This is a genomic window from Wolbachia endosymbiont of Drosophila seguyi, assembly GCF_028981765.1.
GTDB classification, from domain to species: domain Bacteria; phylum Pseudomonadota; class Alphaproteobacteria; order Rickettsiales; family Anaplasmataceae; genus Wolbachia; species Wolbachia pipientis.
Genome location: NZ_JAPQLM010000193.1, coordinates 1 through 23,237 on the forward strand (window position 1 = coordinate 1; position 23,237 = coordinate 23,237).

General features: G+C 35.2%; 14 protein-coding genes and 3 pseudogenes. 11 read left to right on the top strand and 6 right to left on the bottom strand.

All coding sequences use genetic code 11. From position 1 onward, the window contains the following. Positions 1-131: 131 nt before the first annotated feature. Positions 132-1,667: a lysine--tRNA ligase gene (locus tag OZD62_RS05700; RefSeq protein ID WP_275019629.1), complete on the bottom strand. Its 1,536-nt coding sequence runs from the start codon at positions 1,665-1,667 to the stop codon at positions 132-134. A 108-nt stretch (positions 1,668-1,775) separates the two neighbouring features. Between OZD62_RS05700 and OZD62_RS05705 the strand changes: the two genes are divergently transcribed. The 8 genes and pseudogenes from OZD62_RS05705 (at position 1,776) to rsmD (ending at position 17,527) form a co-directional block, all read left to right on the top strand. Continuing rightward, positions 1,776-2,072 (top strand): type IV secretion system protein VirB3, encoded by a 297-nt coding sequence (locus OZD62_RS05705; protein WP_007548615.1) that lies wholly within the window; start codon positions 1,776-1,778, stop codon positions 2,070-2,072. A 9-nt stretch (positions 2,073-2,081) separates the two neighbouring features. Continuing rightward, a complete protein-coding gene (locus OZD62_RS05710; protein WP_275019630.1) occupies positions 2,082-4,487 on the top strand; it encodes a VirB4 family type IV secretion/conjugal transfer ATPase in 2,406 nt (801 codons plus the stop codon). Beyond that, entirely contained in the window at positions 4,480-7,044 is a 2,565-nt protein-coding gene (locus OZD62_RS05715) for a TrbL/VirB6 family protein (RefSeq protein ID WP_275019631.1), read from the top strand. Before OZD62_RS05710 ends, OZD62_RS05715 begins: the two co-directional genes overlap by 8 nt. Before the next feature lie 9 nt (positions 7,045-7,053). After that, on the top strand, positions 7,054-9,441 hold the full coding sequence (locus OZD62_RS05720) for a TrbL/VirB6 family protein (protein WP_275019632.1): 2,388 nt from the start codon (positions 7,054-7,056) through the stop codon (positions 9,439-9,441). Continuing rightward, positions 9,438-12,416 (top strand): TrbL/VirB6 family protein, encoded by a 2,979-nt coding sequence (locus OZD62_RS05725; protein ID WP_275019633.1) that lies wholly within the window; start codon positions 9,438-9,440, stop codon positions 12,414-12,416. Before OZD62_RS05720 ends, OZD62_RS05725 begins: the two co-directional genes overlap by 4 nt. An 89-nt stretch (positions 12,417-12,505) precedes the next feature. Continuing rightward, on the top strand, positions 12,506-16,234 hold the full coding sequence (locus tag OZD62_RS05730; protein ID WP_275019634.1) for a TrbL/VirB6 family protein: 3,729 nt from the start codon (positions 12,506-12,508) through the stop codon (positions 16,232-16,234). Continuing rightward, a pseudogene (locus OZD62_RS05735) lies at positions 16,224-16,856 on the top strand (WD_0853 family protein). The gene OZD62_RS05730 and the pseudogene OZD62_RS05735 overlap by 11 nt, the downstream one beginning before the upstream one ends. Positions 16,857-16,978: 122 nt before the next feature. Continuing rightward, entirely contained in the window at positions 16,979-17,527 is a 549-nt protein-coding gene (gene rsmD / locus OZD62_RS05740; protein ID WP_275019635.1) for a 16S rRNA (guanine(966)-N(2))-methyltransferase RsmD, read from the top strand. On the opposite strand, the pseudogene OZD62_RS05745 reads toward rsmD, so the two are convergent. From OZD62_RS05745 to OZD62_RS05760, 4 genes and pseudogenes are all read right to left on the bottom strand, one after another. Continuing rightward, positions 17,524-17,799: pseudogene (locus OZD62_RS05745) on the bottom strand (hypothetical protein); the annotation flags it as partial. The gene rsmD and the pseudogene OZD62_RS05745 overlap by 4 nt on opposite strands. A 22-nt stretch (positions 17,800-17,821) precedes the next feature. Then, on the bottom strand, positions 17,822-18,412 hold the full coding sequence (locus tag OZD62_RS05750; protein ID WP_275019636.1) for a COQ9 family protein: 591 nt from the start codon (positions 18,410-18,412) through the stop codon (positions 17,822-17,824). A 6-nt stretch (positions 18,413-18,418) separates the two neighbouring features. Beyond that, positions 18,419-19,972 carry a Mur ligase family protein gene (locus OZD62_RS05755; RefSeq protein ID WP_275019637.1) on the bottom strand — a complete coding sequence of 518 codons (1,554 nt, stop codon included), beginning with the start codon at positions 19,970-19,972 and terminating at the stop codon, positions 18,419-18,421. Between the two features lie 692 nt (positions 19,973-20,664). Then, entirely contained in the window at positions 20,665-20,802 is a 138-nt protein-coding gene (locus OZD62_RS05760) for a hypothetical protein (RefSeq protein ID WP_010962879.1), read from the bottom strand. 136 nt (positions 20,803-20,938) lie between these two features. On the opposite strand from OZD62_RS05760, the gene OZD62_RS05765 reads away from it, so the two are divergent. From OZD62_RS05765 to OZD62_RS05775, 3 genes are read left to right on the top strand one after another with little or no spacing between them, the layout of a single operon-like run. Continuing rightward, entirely contained in the window at positions 20,939-21,298 is a 360-nt protein-coding gene (locus tag OZD62_RS05765; protein WP_010082412.1) for a ferredoxin family 2Fe-2S iron-sulfur cluster binding protein, read from the top strand. A 2-nt stretch (positions 21,299-21,300) separates the two neighbouring features. Beyond that, positions 21,301-22,341 carry a hypothetical protein gene (locus OZD62_RS05770; protein ID WP_275019638.1) on the top strand — a complete coding sequence of 347 codons (1,041 nt, stop codon included), beginning with the start codon at positions 21,301-21,303 and terminating at the stop codon, positions 22,339-22,341. Then, positions 22,325-22,702, top strand: a complete 378-nt coding sequence (locus OZD62_RS05775) for a cytochrome c-type biogenesis protein (RefSeq protein WP_275019639.1) — start codon at positions 22,325-22,327, stop codon at positions 22,700-22,702. Before OZD62_RS05770 ends, OZD62_RS05775 begins: the two co-directional genes overlap by 17 nt. 344 nt (positions 22,703-23,046) lie before the next feature. On the opposite strand, the pseudogene OZD62_RS05780 reads toward OZD62_RS05775, so the two are convergent. After that, a pseudogene (locus OZD62_RS05780) lies at positions 23,047-23,237 on the bottom strand (hypothetical protein); the annotation flags it as partial.

The following is a 23,237-nucleotide window of genomic DNA, read 5'->3' on the forward strand; positions in this document are numbered from 1 at the left end:
AATCCTTACCTTTTAATCTGCAGATTGGCGAAAGCAAATACAATAGCTTCAGTTTCATGATAAGGGGGCTAGCGGAGTTTGTCAAGGAATTCTTATTAAAACTAAAGAGCTCAAATGAAAGGAGGTAAACTCTAAAGTATACATTTAGTAGCGCTTTCTATGAGAGAAATCGTATTACCTATTCCGTAAAGCTTTATGAAAGATCCCATTCTTGGACCGGTTTTTTGGCCAAGTAACGTTTCATATAATAGCTGAAACCAGTCACGTAAGTTGGTGTAATCATATTTTTTTCCAATAGAAAATACCTGAGATTGAATTTCTTCAGCAGTAGCAGTTGTAGATAGAGAATGTAAAGTGTCCTTCAAATCTAGTAACGCTGCTTTTTCTTTTTCATTTGGAGTTTTATATGATTTTGTTGGCTCGATAAAATCGTGATAATACTTTACTGCAAAGTCTGAAAGTCTATCAAGCATTTTATTATTTTCTGGTGTAACGTTTGGTGCATAAGAGGATATAAAACCCCATAGGATCTCTTTGTTTTCAGCATTACAAGCTGCTGCTAGGTTTAAAAGTAGTGAGAAATTTATGCCTGAAGTTTCTATACTGGGAACATTGCCCTGGTGAATGTGCCAAGCAGGATTATTTATATCCTTTTCTTTGTTCTCATGATAACGCTTTACAAATTCTAAATATTCATCAGTTGATTTTGGTATCACATCAAAATATAAACGTTTAGCTTTTTTAGGACTCTGAAAAATGTACAATGCTAAGCTCTCTGTTGGTGCGTAAGTTAGCCACTCTTCAATTGAAATGCCATTTCCTTTTGATTTTGATATTTTCTTTCCTTCTTTATCAAGGAAAAGCTCGTAGCAAAACAGAAGTGGTGGCTTTTCTCCAAGTATTTCACATATTTGACTTGAAAGCACAGCAGATGGAGTTAAATCTTTTCCGTGAGCTTCGTAATTTACTCCAAATGCGGCCCACCTCATTCCCCAATCAGGTTTCCATTGCAGTTTACATTTTCCTTTTGTCACTGGAACTTCTATTTTTTCCCCGTTTGGGTCTTCATATGTGATTGTTCCTTTCTCTGTATTTGTTTCAATTACTGGAACTTGTAAAACTTGAGAAGTTTTTGGGCATATTGGCAAGAATGGACTATAAGTCTGCTGTCTTTCTTCCCGAAATGATGGAAGCATTACGTCCATCACTTTATCATAATTTTTCAGTAAGAGTAAAAGTTTTTCATCGTAAACGCCAGATTTATAACACTCTGTTGCACTCCTGAACTCGTATTCAAATTCAAACATATCAAGAAATTTACACAACAATGAATTCATATGATGACCATAACTCTGATGAGTGCCAAATGGATCAGGTATCATAGTCAATGGTTTATTTAAGTGCTCTCTTAGCATCTCTTGATTTGGCACATTATCTGGTATTTTTCGCAAACCATCCATATCATCTGAAACTGCAATGATTTTGGTTTTTATACCAGGAGCTATTTTTTTAAATGCATTTACAATAACTGTAGTGCGGAAAACCTCTCCAAAGGTTCCTATGTGGGGTAAACCAGAGGGTCCATAACCAGTTTCAAATATTATTTCTTTTTTATTAGGAAACTCTTGCAATATTTTTTCTGCTTCTTGAAATGGCCAATTTGTCATTATCGGGATTAAATAATGTATCTTAACTTAAAGTGCTACTAGTTTCAATGGATTTTTAATATAATGATATAGTATTAGTGTTAGAGCTATTATTAGAAGGTTAAAGATATGTCCACAGGTAGTATACAAACAGATCAATTATTTAAAGGTCTTACAAGACCTGCAATGCTCTTTGGTGTGAGTTATATGTTTGCAATATTAAACGTCCTGATTTGCATGCTAATTTTCATTAATTCAAATGATTTAAGAGTGATTCTCTTAATGTTACCAGGTATACATGGACTTGGTTATATAGCTTCTGCAAAAGAACCGTTGTTTATTGAATTATTTATGGTAAAATTGGGAAAGTGCTCGAAATGTTTAAATCGTTTTTACCATGGAGCCAATTCTTATGATATTGCTTAACGTTGTGTGATGCTGAGGTTTAGGGCTATTCAATCAAAGAATAAATCTACTCTGAACAGGGAAGTTCACGCTGCTGAATTTATTCCTTATTCTTGCTATTGGAATAGCACAACCTTGATGACAAAAGAAAATTGGTTGGTTAAGGTTATAAAATTAAGTGGTTTTGCATTTGAAACTGCCGATGACGAGGATTTAGTCATACAGAACAACATCAGGAATCAGATGCTAAGAAGCATTTCATCTCCGGCATTTAGTTTGTATTTTCATACTATCAGACGTAAGAAAAATATTTTTTCTGATGAATTTGCAAGTCAAGGTTTGCCGAATTTTTTCGCTAATCACGTAAATCTAAAATGGAGAGAAAAACACGCAACAAGGCAATCATTTATTAATGACCTATACATTACGATTATCCGTAGAGCGGACACAAAAGGAGTAGAATTTTTGTCACATCTACTAAAAAAATTCGGACATGTAACTTCAAAACATGCTTGGGAAAGTGATATACGTGCCACGTATGAAGATTTAGAGGAAACGACAAATCGTGTAGTGACAAGCCTTAGAAATTATTCGCCTAAAATTCTTGGAGTAAAAGAAACTCCAGATGGTTTGTTCTGCGAAATAACGGAGTTTCTATCTAGAATCGTAAATTGTGGATTCGTTACAAATACGCTTTTTCCGCTAAGAACTGAAATATCAAGGTACTTACCAGTACATAGGTTATTCTTTGGCCGTAAGATGATACAGGTTGTGACTCATAATGAGAGTAAATATGCTGGAATAATTAGTATCAAAGAATATGGAAATCATACTTCTGCAGGAATGCTTGATTCGTTTTTACAACTTCCTTACGAGTTTATAATTACGCAATCTTTTCAATTTATAAACAGGCAAATGGCGATTGGAAAAATGCAGATACAGCAAAATCGAATGATACAGTCTGCAGATAAAGCTATTTCTCAAATAGCAGAAATTTCTCAAGCGCTTGATGACGCAATGAGTGGTAAGATTGCGTTTGGTCAACATCACCTGACTATTTTATGTATAGAAAAAAGTCCTAAATCATTGGATAACGCTCTGTCGTTGGTAGAATCAGAGCTTTCTAATTGCGGTGTTTACCCTATACGTGAGAGAGTTAACCTTGAACCAGCATTTTGGGCGCAAATTCCTGGTAATTTCGATTATATAGTGAGAAAAGCTACAATAAGTAGTCTTAATTTGGCTGGATTTGCATCTCAACATAATTATCCTACTGGTAATAAATTCAATAACCACTGGGGAGATGCCGTTACAGTTTTTGACACGACATCTGGTACTCCATTTTTTTTCAACTTTCATATAAGGGATGTTGGACACACTATGATAATTGGCCCAACTGGTGCTGGTAAAACTGTTTTAATGAATTTCCTGTGTGCCCAAGCGATGAAGTTTTCTCCAAGGATATTCTTTTTTGATAAAGATCGCGGTGCAGAGATTTTCTTAAGAGCACTTAGTGGTATCTATACTGTAATAGAACCAAGAACTAAAACAAATTTTAATCCTTTACAACTTGATGATACCTCTGATAATAGAACATTTTTAATGGAGTGGATAAAGTCTTTAATTTCGGTATATAATGATAAATTTACTTCAGAAGATATTGCACGAATTAATGATGCAATTGAAGGAAATTTTAAATTAAGAAAAGAAGACAGATTCTTGAGAAACCTCGTACCGTTTTTAGGGCTTGCAGGTCCTGATACTCTAGCTGGGGCAATATCTATGTGGCATGATAATGGTTCTCATGCTGCAATATTTGACAATAAAGAAGATTTGCTAGATTTTTCACGAGCAAGAGTATTTGGTTTTGAGATGGCTAGCTTGCTCAAAGATCCTGTTGCTCTTGGACCGGTCTTGATTTATTTATTTCATAGGATTAGTATATCTCTTGATGGCACTCCATCTATTATCGTTCTTGATGAGGCATGGGCGTTAATAGATAATCCGGTTTTTGCACCCAAGATAAAAGACTGGTTGAAGGTACTGAGAAAACTAAATGCTTTTGTGATTTTTGCTACTCAGAGTGTTGAGGATGCAAGTAAAAGTACTATTAGCGATACGCTTGTACAACAAACAGCGACACAGATTTTTTTACCAAATCTGAAAGCTACTAGTGTCTATCGGGATGTTTTTATGTTAACTGAACGTGAATATATATTAATTAAGCACACAGATCCGAGTACTAGATTCTTTTTGGTGAAACAAGGAGTCAATGCTGTAGTAGCTAGAATAGACTTAAAAGGCCTGGATGATATAATCAACGTATTATCCGGACGTGCAGAAAGTGTTCTATTGTTACACGATATATTAAATGAAGTTGGGGACAACCCAAAAGTATGGTTGCCTATATTTTATCAGAAGGTAAAAAATGTTTAAGACTAAGCTGTCATTGCTATTAATTGCGATATTTTTACTAAATATAGACTTTTTACTCTCATATCCAGTGCTTGCAGATGGAGTAAGTGGTACTGACAAGACAGAATTTGTTAGCAGATTTAATTCCACTGGCAGTTTTAGTCGTGCCTCTAATCCTGATTGTGGAGCGTTTAAAACAGCTGCAGCACTTGCTGGAATAGCGATTGCTGTTGGCGCAATATTTACTGGCATTGTTTTGATCGTTTCTTCTGCTGGTTTGTTTACCGCTCTTGTTATTGTTGGAATGATAGCTGCAATTGTTGGAGTCTGGAAAGCGATAGGAGGGCTTGTTGTTTGTGAACATAGTTTTGTTAAACACCCAGTTGCACGTGATCATGATGGAAAATACAAAAATTTTAAATTAGAAGACACAGGTTATAGTGGCTGCACCAATGAAAATTACCAAACAGAAGAGGAATATTTTTCTTGTTTGCAAAATAAAGCTCGGGAAGACGTGAACAAAAAAGATTATGACGGGAAAAGAGCAGAAAAAGAAGCCTTAAATTCTAACGTTCAGGAGAGTACAGAGAGTTATTACTGGCCAAAAAATGGTGTGCAATACAGTGAATATATAGAAGTATGTCATCGAAACCCTTTAACTTTTGGTAATCTTTTTAATAAGGTAGACTTTAATTCCAGAGGAAAACCTGGATACATAGACTTTGATGTCAGGGAGAAAGACACTGGATACGTAGATGGGTCATGGTCCTCGAAGGTTGATGGTGGTCTGGAATGTAGAGTTCTCAAAGCAGGACAGAGCGAACCCATATATGGAGCTACATTCAAAGCAGTGAGAAAAACGGGCAGATTATGTGTGGAGTTAGCCAGTGTTAGCATGCTTGGTATCGAAATGACTCCTTGGCCGCAAGGGGTTGATATGGGGTGCACGGAATTGCCACCTGACCCACTTGCTCCTATGTGTGAAAAATCTGTGATGATATTCAAAAATAAAGATGGTACAGGAGAGGAAAAAGTTCCTATTGGTAATAATGATGACTATAAAACTATTATCAGATCTAAAGAAAAAAGACTCAACGGACAAGGGGGGAAAATTTTTGTAGGTTATGATAATGCTGGCTGTTTTAGCTCGTATGTTTCTGAAGCTTGTTATAACCAGGCAGGGAGTAAATCATTAGCTCCTATTCCCGTAACTTCTATGATAGTGCAATGCATTAAGGAATCGTTAGATAATTTAGTTGCAGGTAAAGGTGCACCAAATGGTGAGAGTTTTATATCTGTAGCACAGAAAAGGCTGAAAAACACTGTAACTGCTGTTTTAGTTTTAGCTTTAATACTGTTCTCTATAAAAGCCATGTCTGGTGGAGTTCAGAGGCCTCAAGAAATGTATATGTTGATCATAAAATTCGCTTTAGTGATTTACTTCACAACAGGCAGTACCATGTCTCATTATTATGGAGAATTAACTCGTCTCTCAAATGGTTTGTCAGAGATAGTGCTAAAAGCATCATCTGAAAGTAAAGGCATATGTAATTATAAAGCAGGTACAGATTATGAATATACTCGTGCAGGAAAGAGGGTATCTTACAGTTATCTTGCACCTTGGGATAGGCTTGATTGTAGAATTTTATTTTATTTAGGTGCCCCTTTAGATGGAATTGGTGGCAAAATTGGTACTGGAGGTGTTGCAACGTTAGCAGTCTTGCTTGGTGCTGCTCCTGTCTTATTAGTTGCAGGTTCGGTAATCGGTATTATTTTTGCTGGTGGACAAATTTTAGTAGCTCTTGTCTGTATATTTATGGCCGTTCTGATGATGATGGTTATTTTGTGGCTGTGCTATGTATTTATTTTATCTCTAGTTGCTTTAAGTGTAATCATCATTTTATCACCTTTGTTCATTCCTATGGTTTTATTCCAACACACCAAAGGATATTTTGAAGGCTGGGTGAAAGAGTTGATTACCTATAGCTTATACCCGGTTATCCTTTTTGCGTTTTTGTCCTTTATGTTCATAGCATGTGATAAAATCTATTTTAAAAATTTAAATTTTGAACTGGACGAGTCATATAAAAATGAACAACCGGACAAGTCATATGAAAAGAAACAAGCAGAAATCTCATATAGTAAGAAAAAACAGTGGTTTAAATTGAAAGATGGGGAATGTGATAAAAATGAAACTACTCTTGCATGTATGATGCAAAATTATAGCTTTAAAAAGAGCAGCATACTTGGTCTATTCGACTTTACATACATGGAGTTTGGCAGCTCTCTCATCGGAGAATTATTAAAATTGTGTTTAGTATTATTCCTCTTTTACCACTTTTTAAACATTCTTCCTGGCATGGCTGCTGAACTTGCTGGTAACCATAGAGCAGCACTTGGCTCAGGTCAGACACCTGGACAAATAGTGGGCAAAGCTTTATCTGCTGCCAAAGCTGCTGCTGGGGGTGTTGCTGGAGTTGCTGGTGCTGCTGCTAAGAAGTTGAGTGGTGGAGACAAGAGTAAATCTCGAGGTTCTGGTTCTAGTAGCTCCGAGAGTGTTAACAAAAGCACTGAATGAGTTGGATTTATGCTAAAATTTTTGCTGATAATACCGTTTTTTTTTCTGTCAGGCTGCGGGGAACATCACTGTATTAAGCCAGAAAATTTATCAGGTTTGCGTGAAAAACTAGATATAGTGTCAACAGAGCAGCAATGGGTTGATTCTGGTGTTAATATCTCAGATAGAATAAGAGTAACAGAGATTGATATAGTGCCTAGTAAGGTTAATTCTTGTCCTAAGCAGTATGCAGATTTTGCAATTGGGCCTGGGAGAAATGACGTTGCATTACCATTTGCACTTAAAAAAGGCGATACGATAAGCTTTAGTGTGATTGGAAGTAAAGTGTGTAAAGATAAAGAGAGTGAGACAAAAATCAGGTATTTGAAAATCGACGAAAAGTGTAGCGAGCAAGAAACGGAACATTTTGCACATGTTTTAAATCAAGAGAAATGCCAAGGTGGCAAGGATGGGATATGTCCTAATAAATATATAATAGGCGATGCGCAATGGTTGAGAGGAAGAGAGTACTGGTTTTCGAAGTTAGATCAAGATGAAAGAAAAAAGGAAATTGAAAATATTATTAACTCTATAAAACAAGGAGAGAATATAGATTGCAGTAAGCTTTCAGAGAGCAGTGCAAGTAAGATAGATACGCACATTTTAAATTCACTCTGTAGACGTATATGTAAATTTTCTTCTGGTCGTAGAGGCGAGGATTGCGTGTATATTGAATATAATAATATAGAAATTGAGCTATTCAATGCTTTAAATTCTAGTGGTGAATCTGTTGTTGCTGAAATTATTAGTAACGTATTAAAGGGAAAACAGGTAAAAACTGACATTACATTTCTAAAAGTTGGTATGGATAATGAAACTCTTGAACACATTCCAGGTGGTGGTTTATGTACTAGTTGTGATCATAAGATGGAGAATGACCATCAAATACCAAGTTTAACTTTTAGTCTATGTAGCAGAAATGACAAGAGCTGCTACAATACAAATGACAAAGGCGGGTTCAACATAAGAGTAACGAAGAACCATAGTCTGGAAAATAGCTTGTATATAAGTGTTTCCGATAAATTCCCTGAGCATAAGCCTGGTGAAAATCAAGCGGATATATCTGTAGATATCAGCAAAGTTCATGACATGGAAAACTTGAAAGGAAAATTAAAAGACAAAACAGGCACCATATATTACGGAATAAGAGACCATGGCTGCGATTACAAAAATGAAGGTCAATTTAGTATTAACCTAACAACTAAAGAGCCACCTACAAAAACTTTTAGTGCAATATATAATTTCTTTGATGAAAAAGTGAAAACTGCATTTTTCGGCTCTAATTATAAAGACCCTAACGCAATTCACCCTGATACTAGTCCTGTAAAGTCTCTTTACGAAAGTTTTATAAAATCAAGCAGAACAAATACCATTAGATCTACTATAATATCACTATTAGTACTATATATAATCTTATATACTCTTTATTACTTTTTTGGATTAACTCATATTTCTATATATGAGTTTTTAATTATATGCGTAAAGATAGGAATCATCGCCCAGCTATTGCAGGATAATAGCTGGGACTTTTTTTATAACAACGCATTCTCTATATTTATTAACACTCCAAAACAACTAATAGAAATAGCAAATTTTAGAGGCACTACTTCAAATGTTTTTGAGTTTCTTGATTTGCCGCTCAATAGGTTCTTGTCATCGCATTCAGTATTGTTAATAGTATCTCTTATATTTTCTGGCCCTTTGGGCATTGTATCTTTTTGCTTGGTGATTTGGGGTTTAATCACAGTGAGCTTATCTATTTTTAATGCCTTATTTTCTTTTATTACATCTATAGCAATAGTTGCGTTATTGCTTTCTTTAGCACCTATTTTTATTATTTGTCTTTTATTTGCGTATACTAGGCAGATGTTTCACAACTGGGTTAAAAATTTAGCAAGATTTGCGATTCATCCAGTAGTGCTTTTAATTTTTATATCACTGATAAGCCAGGTTATGGATTATATTGTGTATTCAGTATTTGATTTTGAGGTCTGCTCTACATGTATACTTAATATTAACTTAAAGATTTTTAACCCTTGTATTTTTTATGGTTATGCTTCCAAATATACACCTAATATTACCGCTATGATGGCTTTTGTTATTTTGGGACACGCTATGAAAGCTTTAGTTGAAGCTTCTTCGACAATATCTGACTCGTTGTTTGGTGCTTATGTAGCAAGCGAACCTGGAAGACAGTATCAACAAAGCTTAATGGGAACAGTAGGGTTAGATGAACAAAGCGTTCAAAGAAGAGAAAGAGGAGGTGCTTCTCAACAGTCAGGTACGTCAAGACCTCAAATACCACAAGGGACTCAAAGGTCAACGCCTCAGATACCACCACCAGGAAGACAGCAATGATAAGTAAAAGATCACTATTGTTGATACTGTGTCTTGCAATCACTGGTTGTAACATGGATTGTGTCGAACCTGGGTTGCAGAGCAGAAACACTAGTGTTAACGTGGATGTTCCAGTGCATAAAGCTGGTGAAGAAGTTAAAATTCATTGGGTTGATTCTGGTCAAGTAATTAGTAAGGGTGAGGAAATCAAATTCACCCTCGATGGATCAGTAAATTTTTGCCCTTTTAAAGAAGACAAAAATCCAAGGAAAGTACTTGTGCCAGCTAGCTTTTGTGCTGATGGCTCAGAACCAAATTATAGTAAAGCTGCAAATATTAACGATGTGCCTAATAATTATGGCGTTGATGAAAAAGGCGTAAATAAAAACGAATTGTGCGGTGGTAAAGGATTTGGCAGCAATAGACGTTATGTAGACACTGGAATTAAAGTAAATCCTGGTGATAAGTTAAGCTTTAGCTTAGTTCCCAGAAAAATAACAATTGATTATGACAATCCAGGAGGGAAAGGTATCAGCTTTGATGACAATTGTTATAGAGCTGAAGAAGGAGGTGAAAAAGTGTCAGAAAGTGAAATATTGAATGTTAGCAAGCAAGAGGGAGAGGAATTTTTTTGTGAGGGCAAGGATGGAAAGAGAAATAAAATAAAATTTTTACCTCTTGATAAAACAAAAGCAAAGGAAAGCAAAGTGCTAGTTGGCAATGGGTACACTCCATATGATAATAAGGTACATTTTAATAAAGGTTATGTTAAAAACAACGAACCATGGATACATGGCTCGCTGTTCGATTTACGCCGAGCTAAAATAGGATTGAATGAGTTATGTGATGGAAAAAACTGTAGTTTGGATGAGAAAAAAAAGTACAGTTCTTATGAGCTGAATTGTTACTATCAGAATATATGCTATACTAGAAAAGGTATATGGAGCTATGATTCAGGTCGAGCAGGAGAACGGAACTGTGTCTCCTCTATAAGGTATAAGAAGTACGATAAAGGAAATAAATGTGATATGTATTCTTATCTAGAAAAAATGGAAGGGAATGTTAAAGCAGGTAGTTTTACTGAAGATGATAAATCTTGGGCTGAGGCTCTTGTTGCAAAAATTGGTGATCTTGGTGATCAAGATACTGATAAAGGTATGCAATGTCTTCCAGATAATGAAGTAGGTGCAAGAAAGGATAATGTGTGTTCGCAAATTAGTGACAATTTCGAGGATTTTTCTCTGAAATTAAATAGTGACTATGCAGTAAATGACAATGTAAAATATGGTAGTAGTGTGATGCTTGCTATAGCAGATTATGGTTACTATGGAGCTAATAGGGGCGGGTACCATGTTAAAGTGACTAGATCGTGTGAATATATCAATGGTGAAAAACTGTATGTGTATTTGGGTGATAACCCGCCAGGGGATCCATCTGCTCCAAAGACTAATGATTTCAAAAAAGTAGAGCACTTAGATAAAACAAAGGATAAGGTATATTATATAATAGATGGAGGTCTTTTAACAGATGAATGCAAAGACAAAAAACCTATAACAGATGAATGCAAACCTAAGAAGATATATTTCGGCATCAATGTAAGCAACGTAGAGAAAGATGACATTACGGACAAAAATGGCAAATATTACGAAAACAATAAGTATAGTGTAACTTTATTTGTCAAAAGAAAAATTAATGATTTTATTTCATCGAATGTAAACGGGGTATTTAAATTTATAAAAGAAGAAGTAATTGGGGACAGCGTTAAAGATTCATACAAAGGATATGCAAGAGGTCTTCTTCAGGGGGTAAGAGCTTTACTTACTCTATACGTTATATTTACTGTCATTGGCTATATGCTTGGAACAATACAGCTAAGTAAATTTGATTTCATTGTAAGAATGTTCAAGATAGCATTTATAGCTTTTGCCTTTAGCGATAGAAGCTGGGAACTTTTTGGTACAACTTTATCCAGACTTTTTATAGATGGTAGCACTTATTTGGTTGATAGCTTTTCTGGCTATATAGGGGAAGGGGGGAGAAAATTTGCATTCTTAGACTTGACAGCAGGAGTATTATTCACAGCAGAAACTTGGTTAAAGTTTTTATCATTGATGCTCTCTGGTCCTTTTGGCTTTATTGCATTTTTGGCAATACTCTACGCTACTTTGATGTTCTTAAAATGCATTATTAGCGCTACGTTTAAATATGTAATATCTACTGTTCTAGTGGCGTTTTTACTGTCATTAACACCTTTATTTATCGTATTTATTCTATTTCAAAAGACTAAACCCTTGTTTGATAATTGGATAAAAACGTTGGCTCATGTTTCATTAGAACCAGTCATTTTATTTTCATTTTTATCTCTTTTAAATCAGTTGATGTATTCAGTTTTATATAACCTCACAAATTTTTCTGCATGCTATCAATGTTTAATTAGCGTAAATTTCTTATCGTATGATCTGTGCTTGATGAAATCAATACTGCCTCTTGGATACAGTCCTGGCACTAGCGTTGATGTTGCACTCAGTACCGGAGAAAGGGCTGGTGGACACTTTGCAGCATTACCTATAGACCTAATCCAGGCGTTTATATACCTCATTATTGCCGGTGCAATGGAAGCTTTTGTTTCTATATCGGAAACTATGGTACAAACACTATTTAGCTCTGGTTATGGAGTTACTGGCGGTGTTGGTACAGTTGCTAAGAGCGCATCGCAAGCTATGCTGTCAACCGTTGGCCTTGATGATAAGACCCAAAGTATGATACAGAGTATCAAGCAGAAAATGAGTAAAGATCGGGGAAAAATTGAGGCTAAATTACCTAACACGCCAAAGCAACCAGACAAAAAAGAAGATTCTAAAGGAAGTTCTGATAAAACAACGAGTGATAGACCTAAAACATTAAAACAATCAGATCAGCAAAAAAATTCTGATGAAACAATAAGAAGTGATCCTAGTGCTAAAGCTAAAAACAAGGAAGAAAATGGAGAGGAGTAAGATATAAATGATATTATGGAGTAACTAATTAAAAAGATATTTTAAGTAAAGTTTTAGAAATTTATTCTGTATTTGGAAAAAGTTTAGATATGCAATCACGTTTAGGCAAATGTTGGTTTAGGGTATTACTTCTTGCAGCTTATGTGCTGATCACAGGTTGTAGTAAAAACGATATGCCTTTTCCAAGGTGTATATCTGCTGACTATTTTGGTCCTAAACCTATTGCAGTAAGCGCTCATTTTTCAAGCGACCACGATGCGTTTATTCCAGGAGATGGAGAAGTTATTGATCCTGAAACTGGCGAAATTAATTATGGTTTTCACCATAACCAAGTGGTGAAGTGGGAGGATACCGGACTCGAAACCAATGGAGATAGTTTAAAAGTGCGAGTTAATGGTGCATGGACATCTTGGAGTAATAATAACAAGAAGGAATCTAAAAAAGGCAGTTATACCTTACAAAGCTTGGAGCAGTTAAAATATGCAACTAAATTTGAAGGTAAACAAAGTGATAATAGTTTACCTAATTTTCACTTAGTTTGTAATGATTATAAACCTAGCATACAAAAATTTTCAAGTAAGCCTAATGCAAGTTGCACTGTAAATTGCAAGTGCATTAATGAAGATGATAGTGCAAATACAGTATCACGTGGTGCTCCATGTTGGTTTACCAACGGTCATGGTGCTTATCTTTTGTTTCAAACGGGGAAAGATGATCCTAACGAAAATCTAAAGTTAATGCGCGATCCTCAATATCCTACTGTACATCTAGGTTATAACTCCACAGCAGAGGGCGACAATGGATTTTTTACTTTAGACAGAGATAACACTAAATTAAAGGACAGAAATTGTAATGAGTTGAAGTTAAAAAAGGGATGGAAAATATATGTAAAAATATTAGATAGATATTACTTAGATAATGTAGGTGGCTACTCTTTTGAGTTCTTAAGTGGAGTGCAGCAGCTAAGTAGTTTTGGGTTTTTTGATTACATTTATCACTATCTAAAATGTGTATTATTGATTAACGAAAATTGCAAAGAACATTTTAATAGCAATGATCCTGCAGTTGCACAAGCTATGTTCGAAAATATAGCTGAAAAAAGTACGAGCTTTCACAATTTTGTTCTTTCCTTGCTTGTTCTATTTGTAATGATTTCATCGCTTCTTTATCTTTTTGGCATGATACGAGAAACTAAGCATGATATGCTCATCAGAATGATGAAAATCACTCTAGTAATAGTGCTTATATCTCCTGGAAGTTTTAGATTTTTCTATGATCATTTTCTTGTTTTATTCGTTAAAGGTCTTGAACAATTGATAAGTGTAATTACTAACTTTGCTCGCAACATGAACACCGGAAGTATTGCTCAAGGAGATGAAGCTAAGTTGTTTAGCTTCATGGAGGACATGTTCAATAAATTTTTTGCTTATTCTGTTTGGAAAAAGTTTGCAGCGTTTTTACATTACCAAATGTGGGCAAGCCTTCTTATGATACCGGCAATTTTCATAGGGATTGTACTATACTTCTTGTTGTGCTTGTATGCTTACATAATATTTCTCTCTGGCTTTATGGGTATAGCTTTTCTTATAGCTATCATGCCACTGTTTCTAATTTCTATTTTATTTTCACCGCTGAAAAGTCTATTTGAAGGTTGGATAAAATTCTGCATCAGTTTTTGTTTACAATCGATTATGATATTTACTCTCTTGTCATTGTTGGCTTCAATGATAATGAACACCTTTTATAGACAACTAGGTTTTACTGTATGCTACAATAAATGGTTCGAGGTAAAGTTATGTGCTCCAAAATGGGTGTTTGGCGGTTTTTGTATCGTTGATAAGCAGTACTTTGGTTGGACCCCAGGGCAAATTTTTGTACCTTACACTCTTGGAGAAGCTTCTTCTCTTAACATAGATAAAAGTATAGAAGGTATAGAAAAGATAAGCAGAGAAGGTGGTACAATAAAATTTACTGGTGGTGCTGGATATATCCCGCTTCCACCAGATTACCCTAAAGATAAAAATGGTGAACATATAAAAGGGTTTCGTTATATAGATTATCCTTTCTTTAATCCAATTCCTGGAACTAAAGATAATCCAGCAGACCACTATATTGCAGAAAGTGATATGGTAGTTAGTAATGGCTGTAGTGAAAAAGATCTAGTGCGCTTAACAAATAGTTTATCTCATGCATCAGAGAGGGCTGACATTATATTACTGATCAACAATATAGAGAAAAGGATAGGTGATGTTAGTGAAATAATAAAACGCTACTGTCAAGATATAAATAAATGCAATAGTTATAGGGAAATAATTAATGAAATAAGATCTTTAGTGCGGAGTGCGGTAGAAAAACAAGGTTGTAGAATACTGAAACTTCATGATTTATATAAGGATCCCAACAGTGAATACTGTCAGAAATGTAAAGATTGTGAGGATTGCAAAAATTATCAAGAAAATAGCGATTACCAAAGGGTGCAAGACATACAGAGAGGTTATTTAATCAATGCAGGGGAAATCTTTATACTATTCTTGCTTTCATTTTTAATGTTCTCCTTACGCACGTTCGTACAACAAATGGGCTCAAGTATCGCTGGTGGTGGATTCAGCGTTTACAATATATCTAGTATGTATCAGGCATCGCCTTTGACTGGCATAATGGAAGGATTCAAACAGCAGTGGCAAAATTTTGCTGGTAGAGGACTTGAGTCTTTAGGCAGTTGGGCTACTCATTTACCGGATAGATTAGCCGGAGGTGCAGCTAATCTGCTGGGGAGAGTACCAAGAGTTGGAGGAGTGCTGAAATACGCTATTGATGTGCCACGTAAATTTGTAGGTGCTACTATTGAAGCAACGAAGTTTGCAACATCGCCTGAAAATGATGTTGATAAGCTCGAGGAAAAAATTTACAGGGCATTTGGAGTTGATAAGGAAGATATTACACACAGAAGGATCGGTAAATATTTAGATTATTATAAAGGATACGTAGGATCACATTTGGGCTATACAATAGAAGATGCTATGAAGTTTACTTGGGAGCATGGTCTTGACTCTATAGGAAAGCATGGCTATGATCATAACCTACTCTATAGAGCAAAAGAATATAGGCGAGATTTCTTAGAGAAGCTTCATGATTACACTATCGGCCGTAAGAGAGAACCAGAAAAAGACAATCCTGATCAATCAAATAAGGTAGAACGAGAGTTAGGCACGGAACTAGTAAGAGATAACCATGATCAGCCACTAGAAGAAGGCGACCCTCTTCGACTACGAGGGGGAGGTCAGCCAGATAAGGTAGTACGAGAACTAAGCACAGAACAAGAAGACAAGCCTAATCAACTACAGCATGATCAGCCAACAGAAGAAGATAAGCCTGATCAATCAAATGAAGTGACACGAAATTTAGGCACGGAACCAAAAGGTTCAGATGAAATTGATGATTTTGGATCTGCTTTTGAAGGTATGGAAAAACGTGCTGAAAGAGAAGGCAGAAGAAATCAAGATAAAGTTTACAACCTCTCACCACTTTTTGAAATGAACACTCCAGAAGCTGTAGAAAAACGTGCTGAAAGAGCTAGAAGAAAAGAAGAAAGAGATCGAAAAGACGAAGTTTATAATCTTAAGCCTTTATTTAAAGAACCAAAAAATCCAGAAGAGTACGTTAAGGCACTTTTTGAAATGAATACCCAGGAAGCTATAAAAAAACGTGCTGAAAGAGAGGAAAAAAGAAATCGAGAAGACAGTAAAAGGAAATTACCGGAACCAATGAGGAAACCAGATGCAAAAGGAGATGAGAAGAGGATTGAAGATGAAGACTAATAAAAATTTCAAAGGCCTTGATTATTATAAATTGCAGCAAGACAAAGATGGCAACATAAAGTTAAATGACTACGACGACATTTTAAATGCGCGTAGGGCAAGGGTAGACTTGTTGCGGGATAACACATCACTTGACAAGGATGTCAATTTTGCTAAATTGAATAAAGCTTTGAGTGAGAAATTTGTAGATAATCATAGTTTATTGTCTGAATTTGATAAGGAAGACAAAGAGATTGTACAAGAAAGGATTAAGGTGTTTAGTATTTTAGAAAGTCTTGAAGACCTTAAAAGCGTGAAAAGTGAAGATCTGTTAGAGGTTAGCTTACTGCTGTGAGATCTTAGCTTCATAGAGAGAAATGTTGTACTAAATACCGATCAGAATTCTGATCTAGCAGGATTTAAAAACCTATTTATTGAAAAAAAAGCATCTGGTGAAGAGTATAGTGAAGAAGAATGTAGAGGCTTTCTTGATAATATAGATAAAATCAATACTATAATTAAGTTAGAGTTAGAAAGCAGAATTGAAGGGCTAAATCATGATGAAAAAAATGATCATGATGATTTACAAGATGAGATTGGTCAAGCAATTAATGCAGCAGGCAAATCAGAAAAAGATAACTGATGAGTCTTGTGTTTGTGTTTTTCTTACAAACGACTCGATAGCTTCTCTCTATTAAACTGCTAAAGCCATATTGACATTAATCATATAGTATAAATAATTAATTATTTTGGAGCTTATTTAATATGCTGCGCATCATTGCAGGCAAATATCGCGGAAGAAAAATAACTACAGGTAAGCATTTAGCTGCACGACCAACTATGAGTATTGTTCGAGAAGCAATATTTAGTATACTTTCCTCAAGAAAACCTATTTATAACTTGAATGTACTTGATTTGTTCTGCGGAAGTGGCTCTTTTTCATTTGAAGCGCTTTCTCGCGGCGCTAAACATGCATTCATGGTGGATTCAGATTATTACAATTTGCAACTGCCTAAAAAAACAGCAGAAGATTTTGGAATTACGGACAATGTTACGCTAATTTGCTGCAGTGCTAACTGCTTACCAAAACCTATTTCAAAATGCGACATAGTTTTTATAGACCCACCTTACAATAGCAATCTAGTTGAATCAACGTTGAATGGACTAGCTAACTCAGGCTGGTTAAGTGATGATGCATTGATAATTCTAGAGATTAGGAAAAACGAAGGTTTTGAGTGCAATAAAGACTTTAGTGTAATCTTGGAACGTATTTACGGTATAGCAAGAATAATTTTTCTTTCTCTATCAACTTAAACTTGCATATACTTTTCATTGATGAGTTCCAGTTCTATTTTCGTCAAGTTTCCGGAGAAATTACTTATTCTGTACTGCCCTAGATCAAAATTTTTATTAAATTCAGAGTCTATTAAATATTCATGTGCTTCTTCAATAAATTTATTTTCTTTTTCTTCGTAACTGGTGTATTTTGTTGTACCATTATTATCCTCACAATAAACTAAATGTTCTTTATGATCAGCATGAATATTTTTATTTTCACAAACCTTTTCAGGATCGTGCTCAAGTACTTTTCTACCAACAATCAATAGCTTATAAGAAATTTCCTATGATTCCTTTTAAGCGAGTTTTGAATTTTTGAAATGTCATGACATTGTTGATACGGTTATCAAGAAACGATAAAGTATCCACAAAATCTTCTGAATAATCATTGATAAAAAAAAGTATCGTACTTAAGTACACTCCAGCTAATATTGCTCTTTTTGTATAGTAGTTAAAATCTGTTGATTGGTCATGAATGCCATACCAAATCGCACTAATAGTTCTGTATAAAAGTTTACTAGAAAAATATGTATTTTTTGGTGATACGGAGAATGATAAAACATTTTTGAAAAGTTCTCTATAATTCGGTAGCTTAGCATAGTTTGAAAGGTGTATTTGAATAGCTAACTTTACTCGCTCTCGCACTTTCATATCTTCTAAATTAGAATTTCTTAATTCAGCTTCCATTGAGCTATTTAAGTCCTCTGCTATGTGCTCCAAAGCGCTATATATTCCATTCTGAAATTTGCAAAAGCTATTAGCTAGATTAAGGTCAGTGCACACCTTTAATAGGGTTTCATCGCTTATCCCTTCAAATGGAATAACCCTAATTAGCTTATCTATTATTAACTTTTGTTCCACGCAACATCATACTAAACAGCATGTGTGATTGTACCTGAGATTTTCAAACATTCTACAAAATGCTTCACCACGTTCCTCGAAATTTTTCCATTGATCAAAAGAAGCACACGCGGGAGAAAGTAATATTGTTACTTCTTCTGCGCTATTTAAGGCCTCTTCAAAAGCCAATCTGAATGCATCTTCTAGATTGCAACATTTAACATAATCTACTTTATTCTCCATAACATTTGCAAAAGCTTCGGTTGATTCTCCAATAAGAAAAGCTTTTCTAACCCTTGTAAAATGCTTGCTTAATGATTCTATTCCACCTTTTTTGCTTCTTCCACCAGCGATCCAATTTATGTTTTCATAAGATAAGATCGCCTTTTCGCTCGATTTTGCATTAGTTGCTTTGCTATCGTTCACGAAAAACACATTTCTTATTTTGCCAAGCAGTTCATTCCTATGCCTCAGTCCTGAAAAGGACTTGATTCCATTGATAATAGTGTTGCTATCTACTCCAAGTACCTTACATACGGCATATGTGGCTGCTATGTTTTCTGCGTTGGATATTAGGTTTATTTTCACGTCGCTTACTGATAAGCTATGATTCTCTAGTTTTAACGAGATCTTCTGGATCCCAGTGCCCCTTTTGTCATCCAAGTAGCTGACACTGGGATCCAGATAATTTCGATCTATACCAGTAATCTGTTCACTATAATCAAGCAAATTGTTACCTGCCAATGATATTAGATCTCTTGCACCACCCTCTGTCATCTGAGTAGTTGGCAATGGTTTTTCTTTTCTGGATTCCAGCGTCACGCGCTGGAATGACATCGGGGAATATGTTACTGAGATTGGAATTTTGTCTCCAGTGAATTTGTTGAATATATCAGCAGTAATCTCATTGTCACATCCTATTACGGCAACCTCACTACCGTTTATCAGTTTTAATTTAGTTGCTATGTAGTTCTCCATACTTCCATGTCTATCTATGTGATCTGGTGTAATATTGAGCAGTGCTGAAATGTCCACGTTAATTTCATTCATCAACTCCAATTGAAAAGAGGAGAGTTCGATTACATAAATTTCTGCATCTCTTTCTAGATCCAAAACAGGAACGCCTAAATTTCCACCAATAGCTACTTTTTTCCCTGCAGATTTTAATATGTGCCCTATTAGTGATGTAGTGGTTGATTTACCATTTGTTCCTGTGACGCCTATTACCTTCTGGTGCGTAGTTTTAGCTTCAAGAAATAGCTCAATGTCTGATTTTATTTTGCAATCAAATCTCCTTGCAAGTTTTACTATCCAATGTGGCTCTGTTGGCACTCCAGGGCTTAAAACCAATGCACTGATCTCATGCCAATTGTATTCCTTGGGATGAATAAAATTACATTTTTTATACATCATTTTTGCATTTGCTATTTGCTCTTCATGATCATCCCATGCATATATTCTTGCACCACTCTTTGTTAGAGCGTTAATGGCGGATAAACCAGTTTTACCAAGACCAAAAACCGCGACGTTTTGATTTTTGTATTTGTTTAGTTGCACTGCTAGATAACTTATGCGAACCATTTTATAAAGATATCGTACAAATTACAACAGACTTCTTTCGTAGGTTACAACTGTCATTCAATAGAAACAAAAAACTTACTTGACAAACTCCGCCAGCGCCCTTATCATGAAACTGAAGCTATTGTATTTGCTTTCGCCAATCTGCAGATTAAAAGGTAAGGATTACTTAATGTATCGGCGTCTTATNTTCAATTTTTTGCAGTATATAGATACTGTATGTCTTTACAAAACTTCATCTACATCTAGATTTTTATCTAGATAAGCTGAACGCGCTTATAAAGCGTTACAAGACATCAAAAAATGCCAATACTCGACAGAGATAGTAAAAGACTAGCCAACTCGGGGATTCTTTGTCTTTTTTTCTGCTTGGTAAATTTCCTAAACATTTGCAGCGTAGGTTAGTTGCAATTAAAAGCAACTGAATTTCGCTTGTCAAGCGTTTAAAACATAAAAAACGCCAATATTTTAAAGCAGATAATAACCACGGGGCTTCTTTTGCCTTTTTTTTCGCTTAGTAAATTTCTTAACGTTTGTAGCTAAACAACAACCGTCATCCCGCTACTTGTTAGCGGCTGAGATACCGCGAATGAATCGCGGTATGACGGTTCGTGGCGGTATAGCAGTTCGTCATCCCGCTACGTGTTAGCGGGATCTAGAGATACCGCGGCGGTATGACGTAGAGCTCGCGTTAGCTATACTTTTATGCTTACTAACTTAATAAAATTCCTGGATCCCAGTGTCTGGGCACTGGGATGACAAGAAGAAGGCACTAGGATGACAAGAAGAGGGCACTGCCGTCTTGGATGGAAACCAGTGTCAGCTACTTGCATAACACCCTTTTTTCTGGAAACCAGTGTCGGCTACTTGGATAACAAAAAATAGGCACTGGAATTGTAAAGAGTTTGCAAATATTAGTTATTACCTGTAGGATATAGAGAAATTAGTAAGGATTTTAATAGGAATAATATGCCATCTGTTACTTTTATTTTACCTGATGGGAGTAAGAAAAGCTATGAAGCTGCAGAGGGAGAAACTCTGCTCAATTTAGCCCACAGAAGTGATCCAGATCTGCTTGAAGGTGCATGTGAAGGTTCTCTTGCTTGCTCTACATGCCATGTAATTGTTGATCCAAAGTTTTATAATGCTGTAGAAATACATAACCCTATATCTGATGAGGAAAATGATATGTTAGACCTAGCTTTCGGCTTAACAGAGACATCAAGACTTGGGTGCCAAATAAAAATCACAAAAGATATCGACGGCTTGTGTGTAACCATACCAAGGGGTACAAGAAATATATCATTGGATAAACAGGGGAGTGATTAGCTATGCGTAAGATTTTTATCTATATTATCATCTCTTTACTTTTGTTTATTTCTGTAGCGTATAGTGGTTTTTGGTATTTTTCTGCATGTAAGGTAAAAAATCTTTTAGCTGAAACAATACTATACATTAACGACGAAAAATTTGATATTTCACATGATTTTAGTGGATTTCCTTCTAACCTAATTTTTCGTGTGACAAACCCAAAATTTTCCAATGAGCAATTAACCATCTCATCTGATGCTTTATTGATAAAAAATAGATTGTTTGATAAATCAGTATATATCTACATACCAAGCAATGAAGTCAATATTGCTGTTCATGGTGATGAGAAAAAGAATATAAAATGCCACACAAACGATAGCAGCCACTTTGTTGTTAGGCTAAACGATTTACCATCTTCATTGCGATTCAACAAAAATAGTACCGTGATAGACTATATAGATACACTTCGTTACGAAGATTATGGATTAAAATGTGATGTTTTAGAAAATCAGCAAAGTATTATAACTGAAGTGAATGATAAAAGCAATTACATTCAATTTCACCTCGATAAAGAACTGAGTGGAAATGCTAAGCTAGGATTTGATTTGTATACTTATCGGTATAAAAATACTGCAAGTCCTGAAAGTTACCTTAGTATCGACATTAAATTTGATTATGAATTTGTAAACGACATCTCGGCTTCCAGAATTAATTTCAATATAGAGAAATTTTTGATTCAAAGTAATAATTTTTCTTTTGCTGCAGATGGTGGGGTAAACAATTACAACTTAGTTACATATTCATTTAAAGACAAAATCAACGTGGCTATATCAAATTATAAAGAATTAATCTCGTTTATGATTGGTGACTCAAAAACTTCAGATGCGTTCGAAAAATTAGTACCTTCCTTATCAGAAAAAACAACTGATAATGGCATTCAATTTTCAATAAAGTACGATGATGATGTAGGGTCAAGCTTTATTGGAAAGTTATCCATCACTGATTTTATGAACCAACTCAGTAAAATAATCCAATTAACCAAGAATGAGAATAGTAATTAGCTTACTTTTCATATTGATATTCCACTCAGGCGTAAACGCTTTTACTCTGGATAATAAACTCAGAGATAAAGGCATGGAAAAACGAGCAACCAGTTTATTTGAAATAATAAGGTGTCCAATATGTTCTGGCGAATCATTGTCTGAATCTGGATCTCAGATCGCGTATGATATGCGAGAAGCAATTCGTAAAAAAATCAATGATGGATACACTGATGAAGAGATAATCTCAGAGTTAAAAAATTCTTACGGCAATTCAATTATAATCGTACCACCTAGCACTTACATTTTGTGGTTTATTCCACTTACAACTCTGCTTATTGGGTGTTTTTTAATACAAAGATACATCAATACAACCACTTAAACCTTTTATATATAGCTAAAGTGACTTAGGTTCTCTAATTGCACATAAGTCAACAATAATTTTCACACAAATCAAAACAGCATATCTTCTCCATAATCCTTGGTAATTTTACATAAGTTAAAAGTAGCATATGGTTCTCTCCGCGGTCTGAGATGACAATAAATTTGTCAAGCCGCATTATACTTGTTAGGCGGAAGTGGACGGCAACATGTTTACCACGAAGTCTAACTAAGTTCTTGCTTGTCCCTTCCATCGGCATTGCTATCTTTATTTTCAATAAAATTATTGTCCTATGCTCTTTTGATGTTTATTGATAATAAAATTCTGTTTTATCAACCAACATCCTATGCATAATTACAGCTAATTTTCTTGCTACTGCTACAATTGCTTTTTTCATTCCTTTTTTCTTCGCAACCCCAGTTTTTTAATTTAAATGTCCTCTTGGTAACTGTAAGCATTGTTTGTGCAGCTTCATATAACATACTTCTACATTCCGCTGGTCCCATCTTTGATATGCTGCCATGCCGATCAACTT